This is a genomic window from Pseudomonas sp. CG7 (genome assembly GCF_023701885.1).
In the GTDB taxonomy this organism is placed as follows: Bacteria; Pseudomonadota; Gammaproteobacteria; order Pseudomonadales; family Pseudomonadaceae; genus Aquipseudomonas; species Aquipseudomonas zanjanensis.
On sequence record NZ_JABAEE010000030.1, the window covers coordinates 37,901 to 55,728 of the forward strand.

The following is a 17,828-nucleotide window of genomic DNA, read 5'->3' on the forward strand; positions in this document are numbered from 1 at the left end:
GATGTTGAATGCCAGTCCGTCATCGCGAGCAAGCTCGCTCCCACAGGGGCCGTTCACTCAAGGTATGAAACCTCAGGGGAGCAGCATTCCCCCGGCAGGGGATGGTGCAGTGTCGCAAATTTTCAAACAGAACAAACAACAAGGGGGCGAATCTTCATCCGCCCCCTGCGTGTCCGCTTAGTCCTGCGGTTCTTCTTCGTCTGCGGCAGCGTCAAGCGGTTGGTCGCCGACAGCATCGTCGACATCGGCGCCGAGGGTGCCGTCGAGCGCCACGCCGTCTTCGCCTTCCAGCTCCTCGCCTTCGACTTCCGACGGCTCCTGGACCCGCTCGAGCCCGACCAGCGTTTCGTCGCTGGCCAGCTTGATCAGCGTCACGCCCTGGGTGTTACGACCCAGGCTCGAGACTTCGTCGACCCGCGTACGCACCAGCGTGCCCTGGTCGGAAATCAACATGATCTCCTCGCCGTCGAGCACCTGCACGGCGCCGACCAGGCGACCGTTACGCTCGTTGCTGACCATGGCGATCACGCCCTGGCCGCCACGCTTGTACTCGGGGAACTCGCTGATGGCCGTGCGCTTGCCATAACCACGGGCCGAAGCGGTGAGGATCTGGCTGCCTTCTTCAGGGATCAGCATGGAAATCAGCTTCTGCCCTTCCGGCAGGCGCATACCACGGACACCGCGGGCGGTACGGCCCATGGCGCGAACGTCGGATTCCTTGAAGCGGGTAACCTTGCCGCCGTCGGAGAACAGCATGACCTCACGCTCGCCGTCGGTGATGGCGGCGGAAATCAGCACGTCGCCTTCGTCCAGCTCCAGGGCGATCAGACCGACGCTGCGCTGGCGACTGAAGGATTCCAGCGGGGTCTTCTTCACGGTGCCGTTGGCGGTGGCCATGAAGATGTAGTGACCTTCGGTGTATTCCTCCACCGGCAGCATGGTGGTGATGTATTCACCCTCGTCCAGCGGCAACAGGTTGACCAGCGGACGGCCGCGGGCAGCACGGGATGCTTCCGGGATCTCGTAGGTCTTGAGCCAGTACACCTTGCCTTTGCTGGAGAACAGCAACAGCGTGGTGTGGCTGTTGGCGACCAACAGGTGAGCGATGTAGTCCTCGTCCTTGACACCGGTCGCCGACTTGCCTTTGCCACCGCGACGCTGGGCCTGGTAGGCGGCCAGCGGCTGGGTCTTGGCGTAGCCGCCGTGGGAGATGGTCACCACGCGCTCTTCTTCCGGGATCATGTCACCCAGGGTCAGGTCCAGGCGCGCATCGAGGATCTCGGTGCGGCGCACGTCGCCATATTCGGCGCGGATCACTTCCAGTTCTTCGCGGATCACTTCCATCAGGCGCGTGGCGCTGTTGAGGATGCGGATCAGCTCGCCGATCTGGTTGAGGATCTCCTGGTACTCGGCCAGCAGCTTCTCGTGCTCCAGGCCGGTCAGGCGGTGCAGGCGCAGTTCCAGGATGGCTTGCGCCTGTTCCGGGGACAGGAAGTACTTGCCTTCGCGCAGGCCGTATTGCGGATCGAGGTTTTCCGGACGGCACGAATCGGCGCCGGCGCGCTCGACCATGGCCACCACCGCGGAGGACTCCCAAGGGGTGCTGATCAGCGCCTCCTTGGCTTCCGACGGCGTTGGCGAGGCCTTGATCAAGGCGATCACCGGGTCGATGTTCGACAGGGCAACGGCCTGGCCTTCGAGAATGTGACCCCGCTCGCGAGCCTTGCGCAGTTCGAACACCGTGCGACGGGTCACCACTTCGCGACGGTGACGTACGAAGGCTTCCAGCAGGTCCTTGAGGTTCAGGATCCGCGGACGACCGTCGATCAGCGCAACGATGTTGATGCCGAACACGCTTTGCAGCTGGGTCTGGGCGTAGAGGTTGTTGAGGATCACCTCAGGCACTTCGCCACGGCGCAGCTCGATCACGACGCGCATGCCGTCCTTGTCGGACTCGTCACGCAGCTCGGTGATGCCTTCGAGCTTCTTCTCTTTCACCAGCTCGGCGATCTTCTCGATCAGGCGGGCCTTGTTCAGCTGGTATGGCAGTTCGGTGATAACGATCTGCTGGCGACCACCGACCTTGTCGATGTCCTCGACCGTCGAGCGGGCGCGCATGTAAATGCGGCCACGGCCGGTGCGGTAGGCTTCGATGATACCGGCGCGACCGTTGATGATCGCGGCGGTCGGGAAGTCCGGACCCGGGATGTATTGCATCAGCTCATCGACGGTCAGCTCGGGATTGTCGATGAGGGCCAGGCAACCGTCGATGACTTCACCGAGGTTGTGCGGTGGGATGTTGGTCGCCATGCCCACGGCGATACCGCTGGAGCCGTTGACGAGCAGGTTCGGGATACGGGTCGGCATGACCGCCGGGATCATTTCGGTGCCGTCGTAGTTCGGCACCCAGTCCACGGTTTCCTTGTGCAGGTCGGCCAGCAGCTCGTGGGCCAGCTTGGTCATGCGCACTTCGGTGTATCGCATGGCCGCGGCGTTGTCGCCGTCCACGGAACCGAAGTTGCCCTGGCCGTCTACCAGCAGGTAGCGCAGGGAGAATGGCTGCGCCATACGAACGATGGTGTCGTACACGGCAGTGTCGCCGTGGGGGTGATACTTACCGATCACGTCGCCGACGACACGGGCGGATTTCTTGTACGGCTTGTTGAAGTCGTTGCCCAGCTCGCTCATCGCGAACAGCACGCGCCGGTGCACGGGCTTCAAGCCATCGCGCGCATCCGGCAGCGCCCGCCCGACGATTACGCTCATCGCGTAGTCGAGGTAGGACTGTTTCAGCTCGTCTTCGATATTGACCGGGAGGATTTCTTTGGCCAGTTCGCCCATGAGAAGCCTGATTCCTTTTTCTGGTGAAACCTCGTCACATCCAGATGGGACGAACGAAGCTCGCCGCTGCAGAACAAGTGCCGTGCAGCGACTTACGACAAATCAACGAGTTATGCCATGGATCTGCGCAGTAAAGACCACCTCGCGAGGCGGCCTTGGAAACCGCCGGATGTTATCACAAGAGCCGCCACGCACCTATCCCCCAGATGCGCATGGTGCGTAGTTAGTTGACCGGTGACAGGCTGATATGGGATCAGAGGGGCTTAGAAGCGCAACGAATGAAGATTTATGGCTGGATTCCGACTCATTTGTTGACTTTTCAGACCTCATCGCGAGCAAGCTCGCTCCCACAGGAATTTTGTGAACACCGAAAATCCAGTGTGGGAGCGAGCTTGCTCGCGATGGCGGCCGATCAAACCCTGGAAATCCTCAGTGCAGCCGCTTGCGGCACATCAATTGCGCCAGCTTGGCAGTGTCCGGACGCTCGATGATGCCCTTCTCGGTCACAATCACATCGATCAAATCCGCCGGCGTGACATCGAATACCGGGTTGAAGGCGTCAATATCCGCGCCGAGCCCCTTGCCGCCGACTTCCAGCAGTTCGCGCCTGTCGCGCTCTTCCATTGGAATGTCGTCACCGCTGGCCAGGCTCAGGTCGACGATCGAACTCGGCGCCACCACCATGAAGCGCACGCCATGGTGCATGGCACAGACGGCCAGCTGATAAGTGCCGATCTTGTTCGCCACGTCGCCATTGGCGGCGATGCAATCGGCACCGACGATCACCCAAGTCACCCCTTTGGTCTTCATGATGTGGGCAGCGGCGGAGTCGGCATTGAGGGTCACCGGGATGCCTTCACGAGCCAATTCCCATGCCGTCAGGCGCGAGCCTTGCAGCCACGGCCGGGTTTCGTCGGCATAGACACGCTCCACCATGCCCTCGATATAGGCACCCCGGATGACCCCCAAGGCCGTGCCGAAACCGCCGGTGGCCAGGGCGCCGGTGTTGCAGTGGGTGAGGATGGCCTGGGCGTTGCCCTGGTGCTTGCGGATCAGGTCGACACCCAGTTGGGCCATGGTCAGGTTGGCTTCGCGATCACTCTCGTGGATGGCGATGGCCTCGGCCTCGAGCACCGCCAGTGGCTCGGCATGCCCTTTCAAGCGCCCCAGCCGGTCACGCATCCGATCCAGCGCCCAGAACAGGTTCGCCGCCGTCGGCCGGGCCTCGGTCAGCAAGGCAAAATCGGCCTCCAGCGCCGCCTGCCAATCGCCGCCCTCGGCCATCCTGGCCCGCGCCGCCAGCACAACGCCATACGCCGCGCTGATGCCGATGACCGGCGCGCCGCGCACGACCATCGAGCCAATGGCCTCGGCCACGTCGGCGACACGGGTGCAGGCGATCCAGTTCTCCTCGAACGGCAGGCTACGCTGGTCCAGCAGGTACAGGACGCCATCACGCCAATCGATGGCCTTCACCTTCTCCGCAGCCAATAGTCGATCGCGCATCCTTCACCCCGTACTCATGAACAAAAGCCGCCGATTATAGCGATCCCTCCGCGAAGACGCTCGGGTATACTTCGCCATCCTTTATACCCCATGGAACCGTTCCACGATGCCCAAGCCTGCCGTTGCGCTCGACTTATTATTGCTGCCGACCTGGTTGGTGCCTGTCGAACCCGCCGGTGTTGTGCTCAAGGATCATGGCCTGGGCATCCGCGACGGTTGCATCGTGTTCATCGGCCCACGGGCAGAAGCCCTGAAATGTGACGCCACCGAGGTCCGTGAGCTACCCGGCATGCTGCTCAGCCCCGGCCTGATCAACGCCCACGGCCACGCGGCCATGACCTTGTTCCGTGGCTTGGCCGACGACCTGCCCTTGATGACCTGGCTGGAACAGCACATCTGGCCGGCCGAGGCCAAATGGGTCGATGAAGATTTCGTGCGCAATGGTACCGACCTGGCGATCGCCGAGCAGATCAAGGGCGGCATCACCTGTTTCTCCGATATGTATTTCTACCCCAAGATCGCCAGCCAGTGCGTCCACGACAGCGGGATCCGCACGCAAATCGCCATTCCGAGCCTCGACTTCCCGATCCCCGGTGCCGCCAGCGCCGACGACGCCATTCGTCAGGGCATCGAATTGTTTGGCGACCTCAAGCATCACCCACGGATCAAAGTCGCATTCGGCCCGCACGCGCCCTACACGGTGGGCGACGAGAACCTGGAGAAAATCCGCGTGATCGCCGAGGAACTGGACGCGGCCATTCATATGCACGTTCACGAAACCGCCTTCGAAGTGCAGCAGGCTGTGGATAACACCGGTGAGCGGCCGATGGCTCGCCTCGGGCGCCTGGGCCTGCTGGGGCCACGCTTCCAAGCCGTGCACATGACTCAAATCAGCGACGAAGACCAGGCCTTGCTGGTAGAAAGCAATTGCAGCGTGATCCACTGCCCGGAGTCGAACCTGAAGCTGGCCAGCGGTTTCTGCCCGGTGGAACGCCTGTGGCAGGCCGGCGTCAATGTCGCCCTTGGCACCGATGGCGCGGCGAGCAACAACGACCTTGACCTGCTCGGCGAAACCCGCACCGCCGCCCTGCTGGCCAAGGCCGTCGCCGGTTCGGCCACGGCCCTGGATGCCCATCGGGCCCTGCGCATGGCCACGCTCAATGGCGCCCGGGCGCTGGGCATCGAAACGACCGTCGGCTCCCTGGAAATCGGCAAGGCCGCCGACTTGGTGGCGTTCGATTTGTCGGGCCTGGCCCAGCAACCGATCTACGACCCGGTGTCGCAGTTGATCTATGCCACCGGTCGCGATTGCGTCAAACACCTGTGGGTAGGCGGCAAGCCGTTAATGGAGGATGGCCGGCTGACCCGGATGGACGAACCGACACTGATCGCCACGGCCCAGGCCTGGGGTCGCCGCATCAGCGGCCACAACGAATGACCACGCCCCTTGAGCCACGGCTCGGGGCACCTGATTTTTCAAGCTTTTCGAGGATCTGCACATGAGCAACGTCGACCACGCCGAAATCGCCAAATTCGAAGCCCTGGCCCATCGCTGGTGGGACCGTGAAAGCGAATTCAAACCGCTGCACGACATCAACCCGCTGCGGGTCAACTGGATTGACGAACGGGTCAATCTGGCCGGCAAGAAAGTCCTCGACGTCGGTTGCGGCGGCGGCATCCTCAGCGAAGCCATGGCCCAGCGCGGTGCAACGGTGATGGGCATCGACATGGGCGAAGCCCCGCTGGCGGTGGCGCAACTGCACCAGTTGGAATCCGGCGTCAGCGTGGAATACCGGCAGATCACCGCCGAAGCCCTGGCCGAAGAAATGCCCGGCCAAGTCGACGTGGTCACCTGCCTGGAGATGCTCGAGCACGTGCCAGACCCTTCCTCGGTCATCCGCGCCTGCTTCCGCATGGTCAAGCCGGGCGGCCAAGTGTTCTTCTCCACCATCAACCGCAACCCGAAGGCCTATCTGTTCGCCATCATCGGTGCCGAATACATCATGAAGCTGTTGCCACGGGGCACCCACGACTTCAAGAAATTCATCCGCCCTTCCGAACTGGGCGCCTGGAGCCGCGCGGCCGGGCTGACGGTCAAGGACATCATCGGCCTGACCTACAACCCGCTGACCAAGCACTACAAGCTGGCCGCCGACGTTGACGTCAACTACATGATCCAGACCCTGCGCGAGGAATAAGTCGATGCGTCTCAAAGCGGTTCTCTTCGACATGGACGGCACGCTGCTCGACACCGCGCCAGACTTCATCGCCATCTGCCAGGCCATGCGCGCCGACCGTGGCTTGCCACCGATGAACACCCAGCACATACGCGACGAGATTTCCGGCGGCGCCCGGGCGATGGTCGCGGTGACCTTTTCCATGGACCCGGAATCACCGGGGTTCGAGGAACTGCGCCAGGAATTCCTTGATCGCTACCTCAAGGGGTGCGCGGTCCACAGCCACCTGTTCGACGGCATGGCCGAGGTGCTGGCCGATATCGAGGCGGCCAACCTGATCTGGGGCGTGGTCACCAACAAGCCGGTACGTTTCGCCGAACCGATCATGCAGCAACTGGGCCTGGCCGAGCGCTCGAAAGTGTTGATCTGCCCTGACCACGTGAAAAACAGCAAGCCGGACCCGGAACCGCTGACCCTGGCGTGCAAGCTGCTCGACCTGGACCCGGCCAGCGTGCGGTTCGTGGGCGATGACCTGCGGGACATCGAGTCCGGCCGCAGCGCCGGCACCAAGCCCTGCGCGGTGACCTATGGCTACATTCACCCGGACGACAACCCCAAGCACTGGGGCGCGGATGTGGTGATCGACCATCCATTGGCCCTGCGTGAAGTGCTGGATAACGCGTTGTGCAGTTGCTGAGCTGAGGACCGCTCTAGTGGCGAGGGAGCTTGCTCCCGCTCGGCGGCGAAGCCGTCGCCTGGGGACCGCTTCCCAGTCCAGCGGGAGCATGCTCCCTCGCCACAAAAGCTCACTAAATTCATTAAGCTCAGTTAGCTCAGTTAGCTCACTGGCCATGACTGCTCTGCACAAACGGTAACGTGCCGCTTTATTTTGTTGAGGTTTTTTATGTTTGATTATTCCCCCCGCCCCGATCTGCTCAATGGCCGGGTGATCCTGGTCACCGGCGCCGGTCGCGGGATCGGTGCCGCTGCTGCGAAAGCCTACGCCGCCCACGGTGCCACCGTCCTGCTGCTGGGCAAGACCGAAGCCAACCTGACCCAGGTCTACGATGAAATCGAAGCGGCCGGTCATCCGCAACCGGCGGTAATCCCGGTCAACCTCGAAACCGCCCTGCCGCATCAATACGATGAACTGGCGGCGATGATCGAAACCGAGTTCGGTCACTTGGACGGCCTGCTGCACAATGCCTCGATCATCGGCCCACGTACGCCACTGGAACAGTTGTCCGGTGAGAACTTCATGCGGGTGATGCACGTCAACGTCAACGCGATGTTCATGCTCACCAGCACCTTGCTGCCCTTGCTCAAATTGTCCAAGGACGCGTCGGTGGTGTTCACGTCCAGCAGCGTCGGCCGCAAGGGCCGGGCCTACTGGGGCGCCTATGGTGTGTCCAAGTTCGCCACCGAGGGGCTGATGCAGACCCTGGCCGACGAAGTCGATACCGTCGCCCCGGTGCGCGCCAACAGCATCAACCCCGGTGCCACCCGCACCAGCATGCGCGCCCAGGCCTATCCGGGAGAAAACCCGCTCAACAATCCGACGCCCGAAGAAATCATGCCGGTCTACCTGTACCTCATGGGCCCGGACAGCAGCGGCGTCAACGGCCAGGCGTTCAACGCGCAATAACGATCCGAGCCGGCGGCGCGACGATTTACCGTCGCGACACCGGCCCTGATCCATGCCAAACCAGGCGAACCGCCAAGCCCACGTCGCCGACGCTTATCGCGAGCCGTTTTCAATCCATTGATTCCTAATCGGTTTTTACTGAAATGAACCGAATGGCACGACTTTCGCTCTAACCTCTTCAAACATGCCATGTTCGGCAGGTAATGGACGTTGAGACGAGACTTATGCCTGCCATGGAAAGCGGACTAAACTCAAATCAGTTGTCCTACGGGACTGATGGACCAGTACGACGCGCAGCCCGAAGCCGTCACACCCAACCTGCGGGACAGATTTAGCTTAGGGGCTAACGCCATATGAAAACGCCCACCCAGATCAACGCGATCGACTTCGACAGCGCCAAATTGCAGCGCCTGGGCCTGGCCCAGCCATCGCCGCTTGCTGCACGCTCTGTCAACCTGTCGCAATTGCGCCAACAACTGAGCCAGCAACTGCAGACCAGCCTGGAGCCACAGCGCATCCTGGGCCTGTTTTTCCGCGAAATTCAGCGACTGGTGCCCCTGGATGCGTTGGCCTATCAGCACAAAGCCAGTGACCTGCGCCTGGAGTTCGGGCAACGGGGGCATCACACCCTCCGCTACAACCTGAGCCATGAAGGCGAACACCTGGGGGAACTGGTATTTCGCCGCAACCAGCGTTTCACCGAGGCGGAACAGAGCGATCTCGAATCCATCATGTCGACGCTGCTGTACCCACTGCGCAACGCGCTGCTCTACCGCGCCGCCACCCGTAGTGCCCTGCGCGATCCGCTGACCGGTACCGGCAACCGCATCGCCATGGACCAGACCCTGATGCGGGAAATCGACATGGCCAAGCGTCATTCGCAGCCCTTGTCAGTGCTGATGCTCGATATCGATCATTTCAAGCGCATCAACGACAACCATGGTCACGGCGTCGGTGACGAAGTGCTCAAGGCCGTGGCCGAGTCGAGCAAGGGCCAACTGCGCAACGTGGACATGGTGTTCAGGTTCGGCGGTGAAGAATTTCTGATCCTGCTGGCCAATACCAGCCGGGATGCGGCGGCCATGGTCGGCGAACGGCTGCGTTATGCCGCCCAGGCCCAGGATTACTTCGCCGCTGGCACCCGGATCGAGCTGACCGTCAGCCTGGGCTGCGCCACCCTGCTACCGGGGGAATCTTCGGAAAGCCTGCTGCGCAGGGTCGACAGCGCGCTGTACGTGGCCAAGCGCGAAGGCCGCAATCGACTGGCGATGGCCGGCTGAAGCAACGAAAGAATATAAGAACACCGACATCCCTGTGGGAGCGGGCTTGCTCCGGGCGGCGATCCGGTGATGATGGCTGCACATCCAACATCTGCGCAAGCTGACCCACCGCTATCGCGAGCAAGCTCGCTCCCACAGGGATTTGGAGTGGGGTTGAAACCAGCCTCCACCCCGAAACAACTGTGGGAGCGAGCTTGCTCGCGATGACGGTCTGGCAGTCAACCTCCCCGTCGACTGTCAGACCGCTTCGCGAGCAGGCTCGCTCCCACAGGTTGTGGCTATCTGTAGCGGTAGGGATCAGCTCCCGGCCAATGCCAGGCGCTCGCGGGTGGATGACGACTTACTCACTGTCTCCGACTGTTCCAGTTGCATGCAACGCTCCAGGAACAGGTACATGTAGTCATAGCTCTTGCACACGGCCTGGCGCAGCTCCGTTTGCAGGGCTTTGCTCGGGTTCATCCCCGCCAGCGTACAGATGATTTCCAAGGCTTCCCAAGGATGGGCATCGTCGTACTGGGCATGCATCTTCAGCCATTTCATGGCCCGCTTGCGGTCTTCCTCGGCGAAGGCGGCCGCATAGACACCGTTGGAACACACCAGCGCCGACCACTCTCCCGTGGCACCCTCGATGGCATAGTTGGTCGCGGCGATGGCCACGATCAACGCGTCCGAGGAACTGGTGTGCCAGCACCAATGGCTCAAGGCATGAAGCTCAGGCGGTACCTGCTGGGCCTGCAGGTCTTCCAGGGTCACGCCATGGGCGGCGCTCCAGTTGACCCAGTAGTCGGCATGGTTGAGTTCGACACGAATGTTGCGCATCAGCCAGCGACGCGCCATGTCCTCGCCAGGGTGGCGGGCAAAGCGGGTCTTGGTGAGGTTCTGTGCCATGTATAAAGCGAACTGCTCGACGACCGGCCAACCACCAATGAGGTAGTGGCGCATGGTCTTGGCGCTGAGCTTGTTGTCGCGCATGCGCTGATACAGTTCGTGTTCGACAACCCGGCGCTTGCTCTCGCTGCAATCGGTAATGAGCTGCTGTGCCCATTTCGGATAGCTTGTAGCGTCCATGAGCGGGCCTGTTCGGTTGAATGTGTCGATCACTGTCGGGCTCCTTTTGATTGTGATTTTCTCGGATCAACAAGCGTTTCAGCGGAACGTGCCGGGGGCCTTGAATAACAACGGCTGGGGCCGGGCCGGCCGACATTGCAACGTGTCGCAGGTAAACAATTGCGGGCGTTCGATCACATACCCCTGAGCGTAGTCCACCCCAATCTCCAGCAATGCCTGCTCGATCTGGGCTGTTTCTACAAACTCGGCAATCGTGCGCTTACCCATGACGTGACCGATGTGAGTGATCACTTCGACCATTGCACGGTTAATCGGGTCGTCCAGCATATCCTTTACGAAACTCCCGTCGATCTTCAAGAAGTCTACAGGTAAATGTTTCAGGTAAGCGAATGAAGACATTCCGGCGCAAAAGTCATCCAGCGAGAAATAACATCCCAAGCTCTTGAGTTCATTGATAAAACGGATCGCACTGCCGAGATTCGAAATAGCGCTGGTTTCTGTAATTTCAAAACAAATCATTTCCGGCGGAATCGAGTAGGCGGCGAACTGTTTACGCAGAAAGTCGAGGACCGCCTGAGCTCCGTGAGTTGTGCCTGACAGATTAATCGCACAGATCGCCATGGGCCCCTGTCGCGATTCATTCAGGCACTGGCGGATGATCTTGAAGACGTTTTCCACCACCCAACGATCCAGGGATGTCATCAGCCCGTAGCGTTCCGCCGCGGGAATGAAGCTGTCCGGCAGGATCATCCGCCCGGCTTCGTCATGCAGGCGCAGCAGGATTTCTATGTGCCCGCCACCATGATCGCCCGGGCCCAGCGCGGCGATTTCCTGGGCGTACAGGCAAAAGCGGTTTTCCTCCAAAGCCATGTGCAGGCGCTGGACCCAGGCCATCTCGCCAAAGCGCAGGGACACCTCCGAGTCGTCGGCATGATAGACCTGGACCCGGTTGCGCCCCTTTTCCTTGGCCATATAACAGGCCATGTCGGCGGCCCGCAGGGATGCCTCCAGGGTCGTCGGGGTCTGGGCGATATGCACCAGGCCAATGCTCACGGTGGTCACGAACGGCCGGCCCTTCCAGACAAAATGCAGGTTCTGCACGGTCTGGCGCAGCCCTTCGGCAATCTTTTCCGCAGCCTCCGGCGAACAGTTCTCCAGCAGGATCCCGAACTCATCGCCGCCCAACCGGGCGAGGGTGTCGTTTTCCCGCAGCCCTGATTGCAACAAGGCACAGATATGCCGCAACAATTCGTCCCCCGCCGCGTGACCGCAGGTGTCGTTGACCAGCTTGAACTGGTCCAGGTCGAGAAACATCAAGGCATGACGACCGACCTGGCGAGTGAGGTTGTGCAAGGCCTGCTCGAGGCGATACTCGAATTCCCGGCGGTTGGCCAGGCCGGTCAGGGCGTCGTGGGTGGCCTGCCACGACAGGTTGGCGATGTATTGCCGCTCCTGGGTCATGTCATGCAGCACCAGCACGGCGCCGCTGACCTTGCCAGCATGGCGGATCGGCGCGCCCACCAGGGTGACCGAGACCGTGCTGCCATCCAGGCGCTGGATCAGTTTCGAATGTTCGCTGGCGCCACTGAGTCGACCGCTGAGGATGTGCTCGATCAAGGTCAGCCCTTCGGTCTGGGCATTGTCATCGAGCAAATTGAACAGCGCGGCCAAGGGCAAGCCCGTGGCGTGTTCGGCCTTCCAATGGGTCATCGCTTCGGCGGCGGGGTTCATGTAGGCGATGGCCCCTTCCACGTCGGTGGTGATCACCCCATCGCCAATGGATTGCAGGGTGATCTGCGCTCGTTCTTTCTCCATCTGCAGCGCATTGGCGAACACCTGCCGCTGGGCCAGCAACTTATGGGTACGCAACAGCGCCAGGACGATCAACCCCAGGGCGGTGGCGAAATTGGTCACCAGCAGCAGCCGCAGGATGAAACGCGAGCCCTCGCCCAGCGCGTCGCTGAACGCCTTGGCAGCCGGGGTCACGGAATCATTGATCGCAAAGATCTGGGCCTTCCAGCCGCGGATGTCCACCTCCGAGGCCTGGCCCGCGGCGATGCTGCCGTGCATCTGCCGGGCGACGTTATTCAATTCGATCAGGTAGCCGTCGCCCACCGTCCAGAGATCGATGGCTTCTTCCAAGTAACTGAAGTGACGGAAATTCAAATAAAGCCAGATCAGGCTGGACACATCGTCCGGGTGATTGCCGCCCTTGAGGATGCCGGCCCGTGCGGCTTCCAGGTCCGGCGGTTCGCGGTCCAGCGCCACCCGCAATTCGTGGCCGCCCTCGGGAACGGCGATGGCTTGCTGAAATTTTCGGAAAATCGCCTCGTCGCGGCTGTCGGCGTAGAGGTTGAGGTAATAGATGGCGTCTTTCTGCCCCTTGGACCAGAGACTCTCCCCCGCCACATAGCCGCGAACCGCAGACAATACGTATAGGCTGACGCCGCCGAGCAATGCCTGAAATAGCACAACGGCGATAAAGGGCCAGACGATACCCAGCAGCCGTGGTGTTCCGAGAGGCTGCTTTTGCTTCATGAGGTCCCTTGCACACAGGTATTGCGGACGAACACCCGCCAGAATTCCACTCCTGACTCAATAGCCTAGGCTAGTTTTCGACCCATCGAATGAATGGATGAACAGATCGACAGACTTTGCGTGGAATTTGGGAAGAACAGCGGGTTTGCCTGCTTTTTTTCCGATACTAAGCGCAGAAAAGCGCCGGAAACTCAAGGCTGCTGTATTTGTTGCAAATGACCGTAGAGCCGAGCGTACAAGCCCCCTTCGGCAATCAGTTGCAAATGGTCGCCGTCTTCGGCGATTTGCCCACCGTCGAACACCAGGACTCGATCGGCCTGTTTCACCGCCGAGAGTCGGTGGGCGATGATCAGGGTGGTACGCGCGCTCAAGAAGCGCGCCAGGGCCTGGTGCAGGTTGTACTCGGTGGCCGCGTCCAGGGCCGAGGTGGCTTCGTCGAGGATCACCACCCGAGGATTGGCCAATACCATGCGGGCAATGGCCAGCCGTTGGCGCTGCCCGCCGGACAACCGCACCCCGGAACGCCCAACGATGCTTTCCAGGCCCAGGGGCAGCGCCCGTACCGTAGCGTCGAGTTGGGCGATTTCCAGCGCCTGCCAGCAGGCCTCGTCGCTGCGTTCACGGCCCATGGTCAAGTTAGCCCGCACCGTGTCGTTGAACAACGCCGGATGCTGAAGCACCACAGCGACGTTCTCGCGAATGGTTTCCAGGCCAACCTCCTGCTGCGTGGCGCCGCCGAAACGAATGCTACCCGACTGCGGCGTGGACAGCCCGAGCAGCAACTGCACCAAGGTGCTCTTGCCGCCGCCACTGGCCCCGACGATGGCGACGTTTTCCCCCGCAGAGATGGACAGGTTCAATTGGTCGAGCACCAACTCCTCGCCGTAACCGAAACTCAACCCCTGGATCTCGATGCCCACGGTGTCACGGCTCTTGAACGGATCGACGCCGCCGGTGTACTGCGGCTCGTCGGCCCGGGCCAGCAGTTCATTGATACGGTTCAAGGCGCCACCGGCGGCGTAAAAGGCGTACTGCAAATTCAACAACTGCTCGACCGGACCGATCATGAACCAGAGGTAGCTGAACACCGCCAGCATCTGGCCGATGGACAGGTCGGAAAACACCACGGTGAGCATGGCCGCCGCGCGAAAAATATCGATGCCGAACTGGAACAGCAAACCACTGGCGCGGTTCGAGGCGTCGGTTTTCCACTGCGAGATCACGGCGTAATCGCGGACTTCCTTGGCGCGCATTCCCAAGCGCCCAAGGAAATGGCCTTGGCGATTGCCTGCGCGCACTTCCTGGATGGCATCCAGGGTTTCGGTCAAGGCCTGGGTGAAGCGCGAGGTGCTGTCGTTCTCCAGTTTCTTGAGGTGCTTGACCCGCTTGCCCAACTGTACCGTGGCGTAGATTACCAGCGGGTTGAACAGCAGGATCAGCAGCGCCAGTTTCCAGTGCATCCACACCAGGATCCCGGCGGTGCCCACCAAGGTCAGCATCGCCACCAGGAAACGGCTAAGGGTTTCGCCGATAAATTTGTCGAGGGTGTCCAGGTCGGTGACCAAGTGGGCCGCCACCGTGCCGCTGCCCAGGCTTTCGTACTCGCCCAGGGAGATTCGCTTGAGACGTTCGATCAGGCGGATACGAATGCGGTAGACAAGGTCCTTCGCCAGCCTGGCGAACAAGCGCGCCTGCAGCACGTTGAACAGCAAGGCGCCGCAGCGCAGGGCCAGGGTCGCCAGCAGCATCAGCCCGATATAGCCAGCAGCGCTCTGCCACGCCGTTGGCAATGCTTGGTTCATGACGTTCAAGGCCGCATCGCCGTGACCCAGCAGGACTTCATCCACCAACAGCGGCAGCAGCAACGGGATCGGCACGCTGCACAGCGTCGCCAGCACAGCTACGCCGTTGGCGATCCACAGGGCTTTTTTATGGGTGAGGGCCAGGCGACGGATTTCCGCCCAGCTCAACCGGTCGATGCGCCGCGAGGCCGATGGGTCTGGCGGCCGCTCAGGCACAGGTCGCGCGCTCCAGCCATCGGCCCAGCAACGGTGACAACTGGCCCAGGGGCTGATAACCGTTGGTCAGCAAGGCCAGTTGGCCGTCGCGCTCGGCCAACAGCGTGGGGAACCCGGCGATGCCCAGGTCCTGTACCCAGGTGAAATCCGCCGCAGTGGCCGCGTGTTGGTCGGCGCGGTCAAAAGCCGCAGCGAATTCGATGCGTGGCAACCCGGCCTGTTCGGCCAGCTCCACCAGGACGCTGGCGTGAGTGACGTCGCGGCCTTGCACATAAAAGGCCTGCTGGATCAGCTTCACCAGCTTCCAGGCCAAGTCCGGGGCGAGGCTGCGGGCCGTCACCAATGCCCGGCAGGCTGGTTCGGTGTCGTAGACGAAACCCTCCGGCAGCGCCCCTTCAAGCTTGAAGGGCTGGCCGGGGGCCTGGGTCACCGCCTGCCAATGCTCAAGAATGTAGCGCCGGGTGGTCGGCTCCAGTGCCGAACCACTGCCGGTGCGCAAACCGCCCACCACCAGGTGCAATTCCACGCCCGCGGCCTGCGCCTGCTCGACCAATGCCTCGGCTACCGGTGCAAAGCCCCAGCACCAGGAGCACATCGGGTCCATCACGTAGAGCAGGCGTGACGCCATGGTTCAAGCCTCGGAAGATGTTTGCTTATAGTTGTAGCCGATCGGGTGCGGCATGTTCCGCGCCTTGGCCAACTCGATCTGCTTCTGTCGGTCGATGGCGCTGCGACGGGTTTTCTCGCTCAGCTTATCCCAGCAATGCGGGCAACTGATGCCAGGCACGTAATGCTCCGAAGCGCGGTCTTCGACGCTCACCGGCGTACGACAAGCGTGACATTGATCGTAGTCCCCTTCGCTGAGGTCATGGCGAACGGTCACGCGGTTGTCGAACACGAAGCAGTCGCCGCGCCACTTGGTTTCCTCCTGAGGCACCTCTTCGAGGTATTTCAGGATGCCGCCCTTGAGGTGATAGACCTCGTCGAAGCCTTGGCCAAGCATGTAGCTGGAAGCCTTTTCGCAACGAATGCCGCCGGTGCAGAACATCGCGACTTTCTTGTGCCTGGCCGGGTCGAAGTTGGCCTTGATGTACTCGGGGAACTCGCGAAAGCTGGTGGTCTTGGGGTCGATGGCGCCTTCGAAGGTGCCGATGGACACTTCGTAATCGTTGCGGGTGTCGATCAACAGCACTTCCGGATCGCTGATCAACGCGTTCCAGTCTTGTGGCTCGACGTACGTGCCGACCTGCTTGTTCGGGTCCACGCCTTCGACGCCGAGGGTAACGATTTCTTTCTTGAGCTTGACCTTGGTGCGGTAGAACGGCTGCTCGTCGCAGTACGACTCTTTATGGTCGATGTCGTCCATGCGCGGATCGTTCTTGAGCCAGGCCATCAACCCGTCGATGCCTTCACGGGTGCCGGAGACCGTGCCGTTGATGCCTTCCTCGGCGATCAGCAGCGTGCCTTTGATGCCGTTGTCGAGCATAGCCTTGAGCAGGGGCTCACGCAGCTCGACGTAATCTTCAAGGGTGACGAACTTATACAGTGCCGCCACGACAATGGGTTGTGTCATGGGTGTTTCTCCAGGTGGCTACCCTCGTAAAGGGTGAACCGGATGCGAAAAAAAACGCGCCGGGTGAGCGGCGCGTTGCGATTCTAACAAAAACAATGTGGTTTTAGGAGCGAGAGCCTGTGTGGCGAGGGAGCTTGCTCCCGCTGGGTTGCGCAGCAGCCCCAAAAAACTGATTGGGATCAGCCTGACACGACGCGGTGATTGGCTTGGGGGCCGCTTCGCAGCCCAGCGGGAGCAAGCTCCCTCGCCACAAAAGCTTCCTCGCCATAAGAACAGGTTGTGCGCTCAGTGCTTGCTGCCACCGGCACACGTCGGCGAAGCCGGGGCCGCGTCAACCTGCGCCCATTCTTCGGGCGTGTAGGTGTGCAGCGCCAACGCATGGAACTCACCCATCAGCTCGCCCAGCGTGCCGTAGACCTTCTGGTGACGCTTGACGCGATTGAGCCCTTCGAACTGCTGGCTGACCACCACGGCCTTGAAGTGCGTCTGCAGGCCACGGCTGTGCATGTGGCTTTCATCCAGCACTTGCAAGTGCTCGGGCTGCAAGAGCCCGAGTGTCGATTCGATGCGTTGTTGCATGCTCATACCGGGCTCCGCTTACGGCTTTTTCTTGGCTGGGGCGGCGGCTTTTGGCTCGAGCTCGGCCGTCATGTCGGCCAGCAGCTTGTTGACCACCGGCACCGCGCTTTCAAGCTTGGCCTGGGTCAGCTGGGCCGATTGCTGGGTCAGCTGTGGCATTTTTTCCAGGACTTTCTTGCCCAATGGCGATTGGTAGAAAGCCACCAGGTCCTTGAGCTCCGATTCGTTGAAGTTGCTGGTGTAGAGCTTGACCATGTCAGGCTTGAGCTTGTTCCAGCCGATGGCTTGGTCCAGCGCGGCATTGGCCTTGGCCTGATAGGTTTCCAGGGTGGCTTTTTTCGACTCAGGGGCCTTGGTCTGCTCAAAGCGCTGGGCAAACATCTGCTGCACTTGCATGTACACCGGAGTGCCCAGTTTGTCAGCGTGCGCCAGGGTCAGGAACGCTTCGGCGCTGGCATTGTGGCTGGCGGTATCGGCGAAAACAGGGCCGCTGGCACACACCAGAGCAACTGCGGTACAGATGGCACGAAGACGGGTCATCGAGTTTCCTTTGTTTACAGGCGAGGTAAAACCCCAAGGGCGACCATTCTGCGCCTAAAAAAC

At 61.4% G+C, this 17,828-nt stretch carries 14 protein-coding genes; 5 read left to right on the plus strand and 9 right to left on the minus strand.

The window, feature by feature from the left end:
* Window positions 1-177: 177 nt before the first annotated feature.
* Both gyrA and mtnA read right to left on the minus strand, forming a co-directional pair.
* A complete protein-coding gene (gene gyrA, locus HGO40_RS14285; RefSeq protein ID WP_250963512.1) occupies window positions 178-2,841 on the minus strand; it encodes a DNA gyrase subunit A in 2,664 nt (887 codons plus the stop codon).
* Window positions 2,842-3,270: 429 nt separating this feature from the next.
* Window positions 3,271-4,347: an S-methyl-5-thioribose-1-phosphate isomerase gene (mtnA, locus tag HGO40_RS14290; RefSeq protein ID WP_250963513.1), complete on the minus strand. Its 1,077-nt coding sequence runs from the start codon at window positions 4,345-4,347 to the stop codon at window positions 3,271-3,273.
* Between the two features lie 106 nt (window positions 4,348-4,453).
* Between mtnA and HGO40_RS14295 the strand changes: the two genes are divergently transcribed.
* The 5 genes from HGO40_RS14295 (at window position 4,454) to HGO40_RS14315 (ending at window position 9,449) form a co-directional block, all read left to right on the plus strand.
* Window positions 4,454-5,785 (plus strand): TRZ/ATZ family hydrolase, encoded by a 1,332-nt coding sequence (locus HGO40_RS14295; RefSeq protein WP_250963514.1) that lies wholly within the window; start codon window positions 4,454-4,456, stop codon window positions 5,783-5,785.
* A gap of 61 nt (window positions 5,786-5,846) precedes the next feature.
* A complete protein-coding gene (gene ubiG, locus HGO40_RS14300; protein ID WP_250963515.1) occupies window positions 5,847-6,545 on the plus strand; it encodes a bifunctional 2-polyprenyl-6-hydroxyphenol methylase/3-demethylubiquinol 3-O-methyltransferase UbiG in 699 nt (232 codons plus the stop codon).
* A 4-nt stretch (window positions 6,546-6,549) separates the two neighbouring features.
* On the plus strand, window positions 6,550-7,221 hold the full coding sequence (gene mupP, locus HGO40_RS14305; RefSeq protein WP_250963516.1) for an N-acetylmuramic acid 6-phosphate phosphatase MupP: 672 nt from the start codon (window positions 6,550-6,552) through the stop codon (window positions 7,219-7,221).
* A 207-nt stretch (window positions 7,222-7,428) separates the two neighbouring features.
* A complete protein-coding gene (locus HGO40_RS14310; protein WP_250963517.1) occupies window positions 7,429-8,169 on the plus strand; it encodes a YciK family oxidoreductase in 741 nt (246 codons plus the stop codon).
* Between the two features lie 353 nt (window positions 8,170-8,522).
* Window positions 8,523-9,449, plus strand: a complete 927-nt coding sequence (locus HGO40_RS14315; protein ID WP_250963518.1) for a GGDEF domain-containing protein — start codon at window positions 8,523-8,525, stop codon at window positions 9,447-9,449.
* A gap of 297 nt (window positions 9,450-9,746) precedes the next feature.
* Here the strand turns inward: HGO40_RS14315 and HGO40_RS14320 are convergent, their stop codons facing one another.
* The 7 genes from HGO40_RS14320 to HGO40_RS14350 all read right to left on the minus strand — a co-directional run bounded on the left by HGO40_RS14320 (window position 9,747) and on the right by HGO40_RS14350 (window position 17,765).
* The gene (locus tag HGO40_RS14320; RefSeq protein WP_284739108.1) at window positions 9,747-10,517 is read right to left on the minus strand and encodes an iron-containing redox enzyme family protein; all 771 of its coding nucleotides are present in this window, start codon (window positions 10,515-10,517) and stop codon (window positions 9,747-9,749) included.
* A 78-nt stretch (window positions 10,518-10,595) separates the two neighbouring features.
* The gene (locus tag HGO40_RS14325) at window positions 10,596-13,055 is read right to left on the minus strand and encodes an EAL domain-containing protein (RefSeq protein WP_250963520.1); all 2,460 of its coding nucleotides are present in this window, start codon (window positions 13,053-13,055) and stop codon (window positions 10,596-10,598) included.
* Window positions 13,056-13,246: 191 nt separating this feature from the next.
* Window positions 13,247-15,073 (minus strand): ABC transporter ATP-binding protein, encoded by a 1,827-nt coding sequence (locus HGO40_RS14330; protein WP_250963521.1) that lies wholly within the window; start codon window positions 15,071-15,073, stop codon window positions 13,247-13,249.
* Complete coding sequence (locus HGO40_RS14335; RefSeq protein WP_250963522.1) at window positions 15,066-15,701, minus strand: DsbA family protein; 636 nt, start codon at window positions 15,699-15,701, stop codon at window positions 15,066-15,068. Before HGO40_RS14335 ends, HGO40_RS14330 begins: the two co-directional genes overlap by 8 nt.
* A gap of 3 nt (window positions 15,702-15,704) precedes the next feature.
* Window positions 15,705-16,646 (minus strand): oxygen-dependent tRNA uridine(34) hydroxylase TrhO, encoded by a 942-nt coding sequence (gene trhO, locus HGO40_RS14340; RefSeq protein WP_250963523.1) that lies wholly within the window; start codon window positions 16,644-16,646, stop codon window positions 15,705-15,707.
* A 285-nt stretch (window positions 16,647-16,931) separates the two neighbouring features.
* The gene (locus tag HGO40_RS14345; protein WP_250963524.1) at window positions 16,932-17,231 is read right to left on the minus strand and encodes a BolA family protein; all 300 of its coding nucleotides are present in this window, start codon (window positions 17,229-17,231) and stop codon (window positions 16,932-16,934) included.
* Between the two features lie 12 nt (window positions 17,232-17,243).
* Window positions 17,244-17,765, minus strand: coding sequence for a DUF2059 domain-containing protein (locus tag HGO40_RS14350; protein ID WP_092167494.1), 522 nt, complete (start codon window positions 17,763-17,765; stop codon window positions 17,244-17,246).
* Between the last annotated feature and the right edge of the window lie 63 nt (window positions 17,766-17,828).